The sequence below is a fragment of the Chitinophaga sp. NPDC101104 genome, from assembly GCF_050277495.1.
Taxonomy (GTDB): Bacteria; Bacteroidota; Bacteroidia; order Chitinophagales; family Chitinophagaceae; genus Chitinophaga.
In genome coordinates this window covers 2,463,737-2,476,779 of the sequence record NZ_JBNNSF010000001.1, presented here as the reverse complement: position 1 = coordinate 2,476,779, position 13,043 = coordinate 2,463,737, and the positions used below count along the sequence as shown (strand labels likewise).

Genomic DNA, 13,043 nt, shown 5'->3' with positions numbered 1-13,043 from the left:
AAGTATGAAGATCTTATTGATCGGTGGTGAAGGCACCATCGGAAAGGCAGTAGCGGCCGAATTCCGGCGCCGCGGCATGGAAGTGATCACCGCTGGCAGGAACAGCGGGGATGTTCAGGTAGACATTTCCCAACCCGCATCGATCGAGCGCATGTATCGCCAGACCGGCACCGTGAATGCTATTATCTGCACCGCCGGCACGGGATATTACGGACCGTTCCGCACCATGACCGCCGACATGATGATGCCCGGCATCCAGGGCAAGTTGATGGGGCAGATGAACCTGGTGCTGATCGGCCAGGACTATCTCGCCAAAGGCGGCTCCTTCACCCTCACCACCGGCATTGCCGCCGAGCACCCCGCCCGCAACGGCACCTGTGTATCGATGATCAATGGGGCCGTTAACAGCTTCGTACTGGGCGCGGCGCAGGAAATGACGGAAGAAAGAAGGATCAATGCAGTGAGCCCCGGCCTGGTGGAAGACAGCTTCGAACGGTACGGGTCCGCCTTCCCTGGCTATAACCTCGTGCCCATGGGCAAATTGGTGAATGCATACATCCTGAGCGTGGAAGGTGCGGTGAACGGCAAGGTCCTGAAAGTGTATGCGTAAAGCGTCGCCTTCTCCCTGTTCGTACCTGCATTTAACCGGTTTGCATAGAAAACCGCGTTGATTCCCTTCATATCCCCTACTTTTTCGGAAAACCAACTGGAAGTATGAAAAAATACCTGCTGATGTTCCTGGTTTGCTGGAGCGGAACCGCGATGGCGCAGATGGGAGCCGCACAAAAAATCGTCCCGGAATATCTCCACGAAACCCGGATCAAAAGCGATCCTCCCGCTATCTGGCAAACCATCCGCGACCTGCCGAAAGTTAAGGATTACTCCAACGGCACGATCACGGAAGTAAATATCCGTTCCGTTGGCGGAACGCAGTTCCGTGACCTCGTGTTCGCAGACGGCCGCAAGCGCACGGATGAAATCGAACAGATACACGATGCTTACAAATTCTTCGTGTTCCATGTTGCCGCCCCGCTGCCGACGGGCGTATCCAAAGCGATCGTTACCGCGCTGGTGGAATCGCTGCCGGACAGCAAGGATACTTCGGTCGTTCGCTGGTCTATCATCATGGAAGGCGACAAGTCCGCCAGGAAAGCCCTGACAGACACTCTCGTCGCGGAAATCGCCAATTATGAAGCCGGTCTGAAAAAATTGATGGAACAGGCGCCGTGATCCTAACGCAGTATTCGATTATTTGCCATAAGAAAAAGGCCTCTTTCGGGAGGCCTTTTCTATTTTACAATGTTTTATATCAACCTGGGGTCCACCAGGTCCATCCGGTTATCGAATCGGCTTTTATTATCTGGAATTCCGCATCGCTCTTACGATACGGTCTGTCCGCCTTTCTGCCCGTGCGTTGTTCAAAGACACAACGGCCCAGATAGCGGCGGGGAGCCACCCAATCAGGGTGATCTGCAGCACCAGGCACAGGATCGCGTGAAGGATCATGCCCCTGAGGAGAAAGGATAATGCCGGGAGGAGGATTGCAATCAATATCATATCTGTTGAATTCAGTGTTTTGGAATGGCTGCGTGTTTCATATGCCCGGGAGCTCCCTGGTCATATGTAAACGCAATATACTATAAGATACTGAAAAATGGCTGCTCCCGATGCCCCGCCAACCTTTCCAGTCCTGAATTTTCAATTTTTCCACGTACAGATTTTCCCCGCAGGTCTCTACCTATATGGAAGGATACCATTTTATCAAAAACCAGTCAAATCCAATGTCATGATCTCCAGACTCATATGCCTGTTCATGCTTGCCGGTGCCCTGTTCGCCACATCCGCCACAGCGCAGTCCAGGCCCCCGTTACGACCATTAAAAGTATTATTCGTAGGCTACGACCCAGCCCGCCCCCTGCCGGAAATGACCCGGTCGGCCCCGGGCGGTATGTCGAAAGAGGGCTTCATCGCCGAATACCCCGTGCGGATGCCCGCCTTCAAAGCCCTCCTGAGCCAGTATTTTTCGGAAGTGGCAACGATGGATTGCCGCGACTGGAAACCGGCCGATTCCAACCCTTACGATGTGACCATTTTCGATTTCCGGCCCAATCCATTGCCCCAGCAGGATTCCGCACGCCTGAAACGCAGGCTCCGCCCGGCTTTCCTGCCCGACGATTTCTCCCGGCCCGTCGTGTTCATCGCCAACACCGCACCTGAAATGGGCGAAGCCATCGGCCTGAAGCTCGACTGGCTCTGCCTTTGCCTCGATGCCGACGCGCACCACCTCAATGTAAAACACCCGATTTTCAACGGCCCCGTCGCCAGAGTGAAACCGACGCTGCAGCTGAAAGAAACGCCGGAAGGCATTTTCCACTATACCACCGGCAAAAACGTACCGAAGCAGATCCCTATGTGGAAAGTCCAGAACGAAGGGTACCTGACCAGCAAAGATGCCCGCATCGGCCTCGTGGCGCGGGGCAACCGCTTCGAAGAAGGACCTGATGCGGAAATGATCTCCAGCGGCGTTTGCACCAAAGACGTGCAGGCCGTGGCCCTCGGCCGCCATGGTAATTTCTTCCTCTGGGGGTTCGGCTCCTCGCCCGCTAAAATGACGGACGAAGCAAAAAAGGTGTTCGTCAACACCGTCGCCTATATGCAGCAGTTCGCCGGCAAAACGCCCATCGCCCGGAAATACAACGACCGGATGGCCACCACCGACAATGTCCGCGAAATCGCCGCCGCCGCTACCCGCGAAGCTTACGAATCTTCCAAAGTGGAAATCCAGCGGTTCAACGAACAGAACAGAAAGGAAAAAGCCCGGCTGGACGCCAAGAAAGCCGCCGGACAGGCCTTCACTTCGCAGGAGGAAACCATGTACCCCTACTACGGCAATGACGAAGAAATCCCGAGTTGGGAAGATTACCTGAAATCCCTCACCGGGAAATACCACGAAAAATTCGGGAGCGATGCCGCTGCCTTCCAGGCTTACATCTCCAAAAATTTCGATTACCTGTATTGCGACCCCACCGCGTTCTTTACCTGGACGGTAGACGAAGACGTGGCACAGATCGGCGTTTCCAACCACAGCATCAAATTACTGGATACCTGCATCGACATGCTTCGCCGCAAAGACCGGGAAGACCTGGCGCTGAAAGTGCTGAAACGCTACACCGCAGAGAATTTCACCACCGCCAAAGAATGGAGCGCCTGGCTGTCGGCCCACCGGAAAAAACTCTTCTTCAGCGAAACCAACGGTTACCGTTTCGTCATCAACACTTACAACTGATGAAGCACATATTACTGATAGGCCTGTTGCTCCCCTTGCAGGCGCTTTCCCAAAGCAAGTTCAGCGACAGGATCGAAAAAGAGGCCGCGGCCCTGAAGTGCCCGCCGCCAGACGGATCGAAGCCCGTTACCGTGAACGCGGCGGTGGTGGCGACTGCAGACAGTCTCGCCGTTATCGTAAAATCAGAGATACTGCGGGGTTGGCACATCTACGCCTATGTCCCGGAAAACCAGCCCTACATCCAGTTAGACCCGATCCTGGAAACGCCGGCTTCCCTGCAACCTGCCGGCGGGTGGTCGCAAACGCCCCCCACCGCTTCCGTTCACGATCCGGGCGTGCTGATCTACAACAACACCGCCGTTTTCATCCGGAAGTTCGCCAGGAAAGAACAGTCGGGCGGCAAGATCAAAGCGGGACTGTATTTCCAGTGTTGCGATATCAAACAATGCCTGCCACCGGATGAACATGTGGTGGAACTGAAGTTTTGACGATACCATCCGGACGTTCAAATCATCCACATCACAAAGCCTGCCCGGAATGGGGCAGGCTTTGTGATGTACGGCGACAGGCATTCAATTCCGCAGCAGTTCCATTTTCACCCAGTCTTTCTTTTGCCGGGAAACGGGCACGGTGCTGTTATCTTCCATTTGCAGCGCGAGGCCGTCGCCGCGCAGCAAACTGCGGACGTATTTGCGGTTGACGAGGTGCGACTGGTGGCACCGGATGAACCCGTAGCCTGCCAGCAGCTCTTCATAGTCGGCGATGGGCGTGGTGGAAAGGATTTTTTCCCCGTTGGACAGGTAGAAAAATGTATAGGAGTTCTCGCTCTGGCAGCGCACGATATCCTGCACGGCCACCATCCGCATTTCCTTGAGGGATGAGATGGCGATGCGATGATCGTGCCGGTTTTGGGTATGCTGCAGGTTGAAAAGGAGGTTCCGGAGGTTATGGTTTTCCTGTTTCTGCGCGATCCTTTCCGCGGCGCGGGCTACAGCGGCCACGAGCTCCGGGATGTCGAGCGGTTTCATCAGGTAATCGATAGCGGAAAACCGGATCGCGCGGATGCCGTATTCGCTGAAAGCGGTCACGAAGATCACTTCGAACTCGTAGGTACCGAGCTCCTGCAGCATTTCGAACCCGTCTTTTCCCGGCAATTGCACATCCAGGAACACGAGTTTGGGTTGCAGCCGGCCGATCATTTCCCGCGCTTCGAACGCATCCGCCGCCAGGCCTACCACTTCCACCTGTGCGCAATATTTCTCCAGCAACGCGCGAAGGTTGTTGCGGTTGTGCGGTTCGTCTTCTATGATCAGGGCTTTAATCATCCAGCCAGTTTTTGAATGTAAAATACGCCGTTGTGCCGGATTGAGCGCTTTCCAGCTGCAACCGGACTTTCTTCCGCCGCTCCGCCTGGTTGAACAGCGCGATCCGGTCGGCCGTGAGCCGCAGGCCTTTGCCTTCCGCGGGCCGGCTGGCATCGAACCCTTTTCCGTTGTCGGCGATTTCCACCAGCAGATCAGCACCTTCCGTCCGCAGGGATATCCCCAGGGCTAAGGTTTCCCCTTTCCCCCGGAAACCGTGCTTCACCGCATTTTCCACGATAGGCTGGAACAGCAGCGGCAGCATGTCTATGGCCGCCAGATTCACGCCCGGCGCCACTTCCAGCGTAAAATCGAACGGCTGGCGGAGCTGCTCCAGGCGGATGTAGCTTTGCAGGTGTTTCAACTCCTGGTCCAGCGAAATGCTGTCGCGCTCCCCGTTTTGCAGGGTGTTGCGCAACAGTCCCCCGAAACCCGACAAATAATGGTTCGCTTTTTCCACTTCGCCTTCGTTGAGCAGGCCTTGTATGGAACCCAGCGCATTGAACAGGAAATGCGGATTGAGCTGGGTGTACAGCGCCCTGGTCCGCATGCGCTGCGCTTCCTGCTGGCGTTTCCGCCAGCGGTTGCGGAACCAGTAGAACAGCAGGCCGGCCAGCAGCAGCAACCCGATGGCCACCACGATCAAAAACCAGGGCGCCTGGTACCAGTTGCCCGGCACATAGAACCGTTTCACGAAAACAAATTGGGGCTTATCGGCGTAACGCACTTCCAGCCGATAATTATTACCAGCCTGCAGGTCGGCCACGATGATGATGTTATTGGATTTCCGCCAGACGGCGCGGGTATCGCCGTTTACCAGCAGGCGGTATTCGAACGCGGAGTCGTTCGGTACATCGCGCCGCGGCCGGAAAACCATCGCGGATTTCGTGTCGGGGAAAAGTTTGGCCGGTGGCTTCGATTCCGGCTCAGTGCGGCCCGGCCAATCTTCATAAAAACGTTCCGTTTCTCCTGCATTTCCAGATATCGCGCGTTGCTTCTCATACACATCGCGGACAAATTCGGTCAGGGTCATGGTTGGATCGTGATTGTCCATCCCATACATCACCAGCGGCGGCGACAGCAGCGCGTCTACCTTACTGAAATGCATGGTGAGGAACGGGGCTTCCTGCCGCTGCCGGAAGCGGAATACCAGGCTGTCGCCGTTCTCCAGCATCATATCGTATAGCATCAGTCCCTTTTGCGGCCAGTGCTTATATGGCTTGTCGAGATTGGCGTAGAAAGAATCGGTATATGGCCGCCCGGCCGAAACCGGCAGCCATCCCGTCTCCTCTTTTCCGTTCCGGGAGGCCTGGTAATACATGGTGGCCGTTTCAAAGACATGAGCATCCTCGGGCAGTGTGTCGCGGAAGGAGCCGCCGATGGAATACCCGCCATTGTCCACCAATTCCTTCATCCGGAACACGGAAATGGCCAGCCGCTTTCCGTATACCTTATAATGCTGGTCGTTGAAGGGTAGCCGGATATCGTATGGCTGATAATCGACGTCGAGATTGAGGGTATAGTTATTGGCGATCTGGATAACGGTCGAATCGTTGTACACGAAATTATGGGCCCGCGGCGTCCTTTGCCCGAAGGCGGCCACAACCGGTACCAAAACCAGCAACACGGCAATATATAAATGGCGAAATAACTGCATCAGCTTGAAAATTAAGGAAATTCCTATTGAGGCAACAAAGTATACTTTTTGAGATCGATATCTACGGCCACGATCCGGCCATCCGGCCCTACCAGCACATTCTGCGGAATGGCGCTGATATTGTAGTTTTTGCCCGTCTCCCCTTTCCAGCCACGCAGATCGGACGCATGCACCCAGTTCAGCCCGTGCTTCCGGATCGCAGCCTTCCATTTCTCCCCATTATCATCCAGCGAAATGCCGATGACCGTTAACGCCTTGTCCTGGTTCGCTTCATGGAATTTTTTCAGCTCGGGCACCTGCGCGATGCAGGGGCCGCACCACGACGCCCAGAAATCCAGCAACACATACCGTCCTTTGAAATCCGACAACCGTACCGCTTTCCCGGAAGTATCGCGCGCAGCCAGTTCCGGCGCGGGGTTCCCGGGCTGGATGGCGCCCCGGCGGTCTATCCGGAATCGGAGGGCCCGGCCTTCGGCGGACTGCTTCAGCTCGCGCGACAACCCTTCAAAATCCGCGCTCAGCGTCTTCGTGTCCAGGTCGTGAAAAATGGAGTAGGCCATCGTCACGAGTGAAATGTAGGCATCGGGATGCTGGCGCACCCAATCGTGCGTCAGTGCTATCGCTTTCCGTTTCAGCGCCGCGGCGGAATCCTTCATGGATGCCACGTTGCGGGTGGAATCAACCCTGGCGATGCTGTCTGCCCGGTGCTGCAACTGATAACGTTCCGCATCCAGTTTTCCGGTGAGCGCCCGCAGCTCCTGCCAATGATCGTTGGCCGGGGAGCCCGTCAGTTGTGCATTCCCCGGGATATACCACTCCTTGCCCCGGAGGGTCAGCGTCATGTCGGCGTTCTGGAAAAAGAGTTGGGTGAAAGAGCGCCTGTCGCCCGTGACATACACCGAAAACAGTAGGCCTTCCGTTACGAGCTTGCCGCTGAAGGTGAAGCGCCCGTTAGATACAAGTGCGGAGTCCGAGAATTTGGGGTTCATGTCCGACCAGTCGATCCCGTAAAAATGGATGTATTGTCCATTGAAAGACTCGTCTACCTGGCCTTCCAGGGTAAACTGCTGCGCGGAGGCCTGCAGGTGCATGATAACGGCGAGGGAAATCAGGGAAATGATGCGCCGCATGATGGTGGGATTTGATTTCATGCGTCAAAAATGTGGATTCGGAAAAACTCCCGGCGGCCGTTTCCTGAATTCAGCGGGTTTGGCACTGAATCGGGCGGCTATTGCAGAAAATAGCTTCCTGGCCAGACGGCTTCCCGCGGCCCGCCATTACAGAATGCCATCAAGTTTCCACTGACGGAATATTCGCCGGAACCGATAGCGGATTCGCACATTTAGCCTGGAATCGCAAATCCTGATAGTATTTGCACCTGCGCTTGCTGCAGCCGGTTTTATTTCCCTATTTTAGCTACCTATCCAAAGCAGTACTTGGCTATTCACGTTTTACAGTCAGAACAGGATTTGCTCAGCAAAACGGCATCGGGCGATCAGCAGGCATTTGCCGGGCTGGTAGACATGTACTGGAATAAAGTCTACAGTCATGCCCTGGCTTACACCAAACGCCAGGCACAGGCGCAGGAAATCACCCAGGATATTTTTCTGCATATCTGGCACAAGCGCGATCATCTCACCGAAGTCACCAGCTTCAAAAATTTCCTCTTCATCGTCGGGAAAAACCAGATCATTTCGGCCATGCGCCGGAACCTGCAGGCAACCGTTGCGCCAGACGGGTCCGAGCTGTATGAGGAAGTCATGCAGGCTGACCATCCCTTGCGGTACAAGGAAGCGTATCAACAGGTCCTGGAAGTGATCGAACAGCTGCCGCCCGTCCGCAGAAAGGTTTTCAAGCTGAGCCGGTTAGACGGGCTGAGTTATGAAGAGATCGCCGCGCAACTGAATATTTCGCGGAACACGGTGAAAGAGCACATCGTGAAATCCCTCAACTATTTACGGCAACACCTCCAGGCCGAAGGGCATTTTGTAGCCCTCATGATCCTTTTTTCCATTTTTTTCTGACAGGAACCACCCACCCTTTCTTTTTCACGCGTCTTTAATTGTAATCAGCCGAAAATGGATCAACCTACACTGAGCGAATTACTGGACCAATACCTGACCGGCACCATTTCCGCCGAAGGGAAAGCGCAACTGGCGGACATGCTCTCGGAAACAGCGCATGCCAGCGAGCTGGAAATGCGCATGCAGGACGATTTCATGAGCGACAGGTTCCTCGGCGACGATCACCCCGCCGCACGGAGCGCGTTGCACACCTGGCTGCAGGAACGGATCAGGGCGCATGAAAAACCGAAATCCCGCATCCGCCCGCTGTTCCGGATAGCGGCGGCCGCTTCGCTCCTGCTGGTTATCGGAACGGCAGCCTGGTTGATCACCTCCCACCGGAATCGAACCGTCAAAACGACGATTGCACAACACAACGTACAAGACGCCCAACCGGGCACCTACAAAGCCAAGCTCACCCTCGCGAACGGACAAGTCGTAGTGCTGGACAGCCTTTCATCCACCCAACCCCATTCCGGCGCCGTTCAGATAGCGGAAGACGGCAGCCTGGTATATGAGCCCGGCGCCGAAGGGCTCAATACCATTTCCACGAACAAGGGAGAAACGTTCTCTTTTAAACTGGCCGACGGCTCTACCGTCTGGCTGAATTCTGCATCGTCCGTGCAGCTGCCGGCCGCGTTCCTCGGAAAAGAGCGCCGCATCGTGGTAATGGGAGAAGTGTTCGTGGAAGTGGCGCCAAACCCGCAACAGCCCTTTATCGCGGAAATGAACGGGATGGAAGTGCTGGCGCTGGGTACCGCCTTCAACCTGAACAGTTACCCGGACGAGCCGCGGCCCACGGCCACACTGGTGAGCGGGCGGGTGAAGGTAACGACGGCCGACAAAACCGCCGGGCCGGTGATGCTCTCGCCCGGGCAGCAAACGAAGCTGCTGGAAAACGGGCTGCTGGCGGCGGCGGAAACGGTGAATACCGACGAGATCGCCGCGTGGAAAGACGGGCTTTTCCACTTCGAGAACGCCAGCCTGGAAACGGTGCTCCGCCAGTTTGCGCGGTGGTACGACATCGAGGTCGTCTATGAAGGGAAACCCGCCGCAGGCCGGCAATTTTTCGGCATCGTTCGCCGGAACAACACCCTGCAGCAAGTATTGGAAATATTGAAAGACAATGATATCGGATTCAAAATAGAAGGAAAACGCCTGACTGTAACAGCTAAATAAGAAACATGAACGATCAACCAAAAAGGAACCGCTTCGTGGTCTAGACGAAGCGGCGATGTTTAGTTGACAATAAACAACACCTGTAAGCACCATTTATTAGTTCACCAAACACTCCAAAGTTATGAAATTAACTGTAAGCGTACTTACCGGCCGCCCGGTCGGGTGGTACCGTATTACCAAAATCTTCAGGGTAATGAAATTATCAGCCATTCTCCTCCTCACGGTTTGCCTGCAGGCAGCTGCAGCCAGCGTTTCGGGGCAAAACGTGACGCTGCGCGTGAAAAATGCCACTTTAAAAGAAGTTTTCCGGAAGATCCAGCAACAAACCGGGCTCGATGTTTTCCTCGATGAATCGTTCCTCGAGAAAGCCGGCCGTGTAAGTATCGACGTGAGTAACCTTCCTGTGGAAGACGTGCTCGACATCTGCCTCAAAGAGAAACCGTTTTTCTATACCATACAGCAGGGGCGCATCGTGGTGAAGCCCATCGCCGAAAAGAAGGACTGGCTGCCGGAAGTGCTGCAGCAGTTCGTTAAAATAACCGGTATTATTAAGGATGCGGAAGGGAACCTGCTCGTGGGGGCTTCCGTGTCCGTGAAAGAAACGCATAAAGGCGTGGCCACGGGCGAAACCGGGGAATTTTCGCTGGACGCGGAGCCCGGGCAAACGCTCATCGTTTCCTACGTCGGGTTCGTGACCCAGACGATCAAGGTCGGCGAAGCCAAAACGCTGACCATCGTACTGGAAAAATCGCCTAATAAGCTCGACGACCTGGTGGTGGTGGGATATGGCATGCAGAAGAAAGTGAGCCAAACCGGCTCGCTGGCCACCGTTTCCGGCCAGGAACTGAACAAACGCCCTGCACCCAATGTGCAGAACCTGCTGCAGGGGCGCGTGGCAGGGCTCGATATCGTGCAAAGCACCGGCCAGCCGGGCCGCGACAACGCCAGTATCCTCATCCGCGGCGTGGGATCGTTCGGGTCATCGTCTGCCCCGCTGGTACTGGTAGACGGTGTGATCGGCAGCATTTCCAACCTGGCACCGGAAGACATCGCCGACGTCACGGTGCTGAAGGATGCGTCTTCCGCCGCGATCTATGGTGCAAGGGCGGCCAATGGCGTCATCCTCGTTACCACCAAAAAAGGCCGGAAAGGCCAGTCGGTACTGGAATACAGCTTCAACATCGGCCGCAGCACCGCTACCCGGCTGCCCGACCTCGTGTATAACTCCGCACAATACATGGAGCTCCGCAACCAGGCGAGCATCCGCGTGGGGCAACCGGCTTTCTATTCCCAGGACAAGATCGACGCATATAAAAACGCGACGGATAAAACGAAATATCCCGATTTCAACTGGATGGATTACGCTTTCAATCCCGCCACCACACAGAACCACCGTCTCGGATTTTCGGGCGGGAGCGAGAAAACGACATACAACTTTTCGCTCAATTACCTGAAGCAGGACGGCGTACTGGACAAAAACGACTACAAACGCTACAACGCCCTGCTGGATTTCACCACCCAGGTACATAAACGCGTGAAAGTAGGCGCCAACGTGAACATTTCCCACCAGCTCATCACCGAGCCCTGGCAAACGAACGACGGGCTGGTGCTCATTCTCTACCACTCCGCACCCACTTTCGGCCCTTACCTGCCCGACGGCAGCGGCCGGATCGCGTCTAACGCCTACCCCGGCGAATCGCAGGGGCAGCGGAGCTATCCCGCGGTGCTGGCCAGCGGCGGGCAAACCACGAAACGCTACAACGTGAATGCGCAGGCCTTCGCCACGGTAGACATCGCGAAAGGATTGGTATACGAGGCCAAGGGGGCATTTTCATACTTCAACGAAGATTACCGCAACCGGCAGTTCCCCACGCCGTCTTATTACTATCAACCAGACGCGAACGGCGTTTACCAGTTGTCGGACAATGGAACGCCCACGTTCGAAGGGCTGAACCAGACCTTCTCCCAAAGCATCACGCAAACTTTCTATAACACCCTGACCTATACTACCACCATCGCCAACGACCATAACATCCAGGCGCTGGGCGGTTACGAGCAGCAGAGCAACCAAAGCCCCTCCCTCACCGGTACCCGCCGCGGATTCCCGAGTAACGGCCTGAACGAGCTGAGTGCCGGTTCCGCCACCGGACAAACCGCTACCGGCAACACGACTGAGTGGGCGCTGCAATCGCTTTTCGGCAGGATCAACTATGATTATAAAAGCAAATATTTCCTGACGGGCAATATCCGGTACGACGGCACCTCGCGCGTGGCGCCCGATACGCGCTGGGGGCTGTTTGGCGGCGTTTCTGCAGGATGGCGCGTTTCCGAAGAAAACTTCATCAAGGAGAAAATGCCCTGGATCAGCAACCTGAAAGTGCGCGGCTGCATCGGTAACCTCGGGAACCAGGAGATCGCCAATTATCCGTACCAGGACATCCTCACGGCCACCCAATATCCGTTCGGCGCCACGCTGAACCAGGGCGCGGTGCTCACAAGGCTGGTCGACAAAACCCTGAAATGGGAATCGACCCGCATCACCGACATCGGGCTGGAATTCGACTTTTTGAACGGACTGATCGGCGGTTCGGCCGGCTGGTACAACAAATACACGAGCGGCATCCTCGCCCAGCGGACAGACGTTCCCGGCAGCGTAGGCCTCGCCGCACCTACCTTCAACGCCGGTGCGATGGAAAACAAAGGCTGGGAGCTCGAGCTGCGGCACAACAACCGCATCGGGGAAGTGACCTACGGCGTGAGCGCACTGTATTCCGCGTACAAGAACCAGGTGAAGAAAGTAGTGGTGCAGACACCGGGCACCCTGGAAGTAGGCGTTCCGTATAATTCGTATTACCTATACGACTGGGCAGGCGTTTTCCAAAGCCAGGAAGAAATCGACAAATGGGCGAAGCAACCCAACTCCGGCGTGCTGCGCCCGGGCGATCTGAAGATCAAAGACCAGGACGGGAATGGTACCGTAGGGCCGGAAGACCGCATACGCATGAGCCCTTATCCCGATTTCACCTATTCCCTCAACATGTTCGCCAACTGGAAAGGGTTTAACCTGACGGTGTTCTTTCAGGGCGTGCAGGGCCGCAAATTGCTGGTGCGCGGCTGGGGTATCGAGCCCTTCGGCCAGGGCGCGCCACCGCCCAAAAAATGGCTGAACGCCTGGACGCCGCAGAACCCCAGTCAAACGCTCCCCGCCATTTACCTCGACCGCGCCAATTACCCCGGCGTAACGGGATATAATTCCACCTTCTTCATGCAGGACGCATCGTACCTGCGGCTGAAAAACGTGTACCTCTCGTACAGTCTGCCCCAACGCCTGCTCGACAGGATCAGCTCGAAGGGGCTGACGGTTTATGTTTCGGGCGACAACCTGCTGACTTCCACCAAATACGAAGGAGCAGACCCCGAACGGGCGGGCGGCGGTAACTTCTCGCAGTTCCCGCAACTGAAAACCTACACACTTGGCCTGAACGCGAAATTCTAGT

11 protein-coding genes are annotated in these 13,043 nt (G+C 55.9%); 7 read left to right on the top strand and 4 right to left on the bottom strand.

Annotated elements, in window-relative coordinates; all coding sequences use genetic code 11:
• Positions 1 to 4: 4 nt before the first annotated feature.
• Both ACQKLP_RS09810 and ACQKLP_RS09805 read left to right on the top strand, forming a co-directional pair.
• Complete coding sequence (locus ACQKLP_RS09810) at positions 5 to 610, top strand: short chain dehydrogenase (protein ID WP_427322411.1); 606 nt, start codon at positions 5 to 7, stop codon at positions 608 to 610.
• Positions 611 to 714: 104 nt separating this feature from the next.
• On the top strand, positions 715 to 1,230 hold the full coding sequence (locus ACQKLP_RS09805; RefSeq protein WP_427322409.1) for a hypothetical protein: 516 nt from the start codon (positions 715 to 717) through the stop codon (positions 1,228 to 1,230).
• Positions 1,231 to 1,356: 126 nt separating this feature from the next.
• Here the strand turns inward: ACQKLP_RS09805 and ACQKLP_RS09800 are convergent, their stop codons facing one another.
• On the bottom strand, positions 1,357 to 1,557 hold the full coding sequence (locus ACQKLP_RS09800; protein ID WP_341838864.1) for a YqaE/Pmp3 family membrane protein: 201 nt from the start codon (positions 1,555 to 1,557) through the stop codon (positions 1,357 to 1,359).
• A 229-nt stretch (positions 1,558 to 1,786) separates the two neighbouring features.
• Here ACQKLP_RS09800 and ACQKLP_RS09795 point away from each other — a divergent pair, with 229 nt between their 5' ends.
• Positions 1,787 to 3,286, top strand: a complete 1,500-nt coding sequence (locus ACQKLP_RS09795) for a hypothetical protein (RefSeq protein WP_427322407.1) — start codon at positions 1,787 to 1,789, stop codon at positions 3,284 to 3,286.
• Positions 3,286 to 3,774 carry a hypothetical protein gene (locus ACQKLP_RS09790; RefSeq protein WP_427322405.1) on the top strand — a complete coding sequence of 163 codons (489 nt, stop codon included), beginning with the start codon at positions 3,286 to 3,288 and terminating at the stop codon, positions 3,772 to 3,774. Before ACQKLP_RS09795 ends, ACQKLP_RS09790 begins: the two co-directional genes overlap by 1 nt.
• Positions 3,775 to 3,858: 84 nt before the next feature.
• Here ACQKLP_RS09790 and ACQKLP_RS09785 read toward each other — a convergent pair whose 3' ends face one another.
• The 3 genes from ACQKLP_RS09785 to ACQKLP_RS09775 are packed head-to-tail and all read right to left on the bottom strand — an operon-like array spanning position 3,859 to position 7,455.
• Complete coding sequence (locus ACQKLP_RS09785) at positions 3,859 to 4,611, bottom strand: LytR/AlgR family response regulator transcription factor (RefSeq protein ID WP_427322403.1); 753 nt, start codon at positions 4,609 to 4,611, stop codon at positions 3,859 to 3,861.
• Positions 4,604 to 6,304 (bottom strand): sensor histidine kinase, encoded by a 1,701-nt coding sequence (locus ACQKLP_RS09780; RefSeq protein WP_427322401.1) that lies wholly within the window; start codon positions 6,302 to 6,304, stop codon positions 4,604 to 4,606. Before ACQKLP_RS09780 ends, ACQKLP_RS09785 begins: the two co-directional genes overlap by 8 nt.
• A gap of 23 nt (positions 6,305 to 6,327) precedes the next feature.
• Positions 6,328 to 7,455, bottom strand: a complete 1,128-nt coding sequence (locus ACQKLP_RS09775; protein WP_427322399.1) for a redoxin domain-containing protein — start codon at positions 7,453 to 7,455, stop codon at positions 6,328 to 6,330.
• Positions 7,456 to 7,740: 285 nt separating this feature from the next.
• On the opposite strand from ACQKLP_RS09775, the gene ACQKLP_RS09770 reads away from it, so the two are divergent.
• The 3 genes from ACQKLP_RS09770 (at position 7,741) to ACQKLP_RS09760 (ending at position 13,042) form a co-directional block, all read left to right on the top strand.
• A complete protein-coding gene (locus ACQKLP_RS09770) occupies positions 7,741 to 8,328 on the top strand; it encodes an RNA polymerase sigma factor (protein WP_427322397.1) in 588 nt (195 codons plus the stop codon).
• Positions 8,329 to 8,382: 54 nt separating this feature from the next.
• Positions 8,383 to 9,546, top strand: a complete 1,164-nt coding sequence (locus ACQKLP_RS09765) for a FecR family protein (protein WP_427322395.1) — start codon at positions 8,383 to 8,385, stop codon at positions 9,544 to 9,546.
• 193 nt (positions 9,547 to 9,739) lie between these two features.
• Positions 9,740 to 13,042, top strand: coding sequence for a TonB-dependent receptor (locus ACQKLP_RS09760; RefSeq protein ID WP_427322393.1), 3,303 nt, complete (start codon positions 9,740 to 9,742; stop codon positions 13,040 to 13,042).
• Position 13,043 lies beyond the last annotated feature (1 nt).

Coding starts and splice junctions, on each gene's coding strand:
- ACQKLP_RS09795 (WP_427322407.1), top strand. CDS start 1,787: ATGATCTCCAGACTCATATGCCTGTTCATGCTTGCCGGTGCCCTGTTC.
- ACQKLP_RS09760 (WP_427322393.1), top strand. CDS start 9,740: ATGAAATTATCAGCCATTCTCCTCCTCACGGTTTGCCTGCAGGCAGCT.
- ACQKLP_RS09775 (WP_427322399.1), bottom strand. CDS start 7,455: ATGAAATCAAATCCCACCATCATGCGGCGCATCATTTCCCTGATTTCC.
- ACQKLP_RS09780 (WP_427322401.1), bottom strand. CDS start 6,304: ATGCAGTTATTTCGCCATTTATATATTGCCGTGTTGCTGGTTTTGGTA.
- ACQKLP_RS09805 (WP_427322409.1), top strand. CDS start 715: ATGAAAAAATACCTGCTGATGTTCCTGGTTTGCTGGAGCGGAACCGCG.
- ACQKLP_RS09785 (WP_427322403.1), bottom strand. CDS start 4,611: ATGATTAAAGCCCTGATCATAGAAGACGAACCGCACAACCGCAACAAC.
- ACQKLP_RS09810 (WP_427322411.1), top strand. CDS start 5: ATGAAGATCTTATTGATCGGTGGTGAAGGCACCATCGGAAAGGCAGTA.
- ACQKLP_RS09765 (WP_427322395.1), top strand. CDS start 8,383: ATGGATCAACCTACACTGAGCGAATTACTGGACCAATACCTGACCGGC.
- ACQKLP_RS09790 (WP_427322405.1), top strand. CDS start 3,286: ATGAAGCACATATTACTGATAGGCCTGTTGCTCCCCTTGCAGGCGCTT.
- ACQKLP_RS09800 (WP_341838864.1), bottom strand. CDS start 1,557: ATGATATTGATTGCAATCCTCCTCCCGGCATTATCCTTTCTCCTCAGG.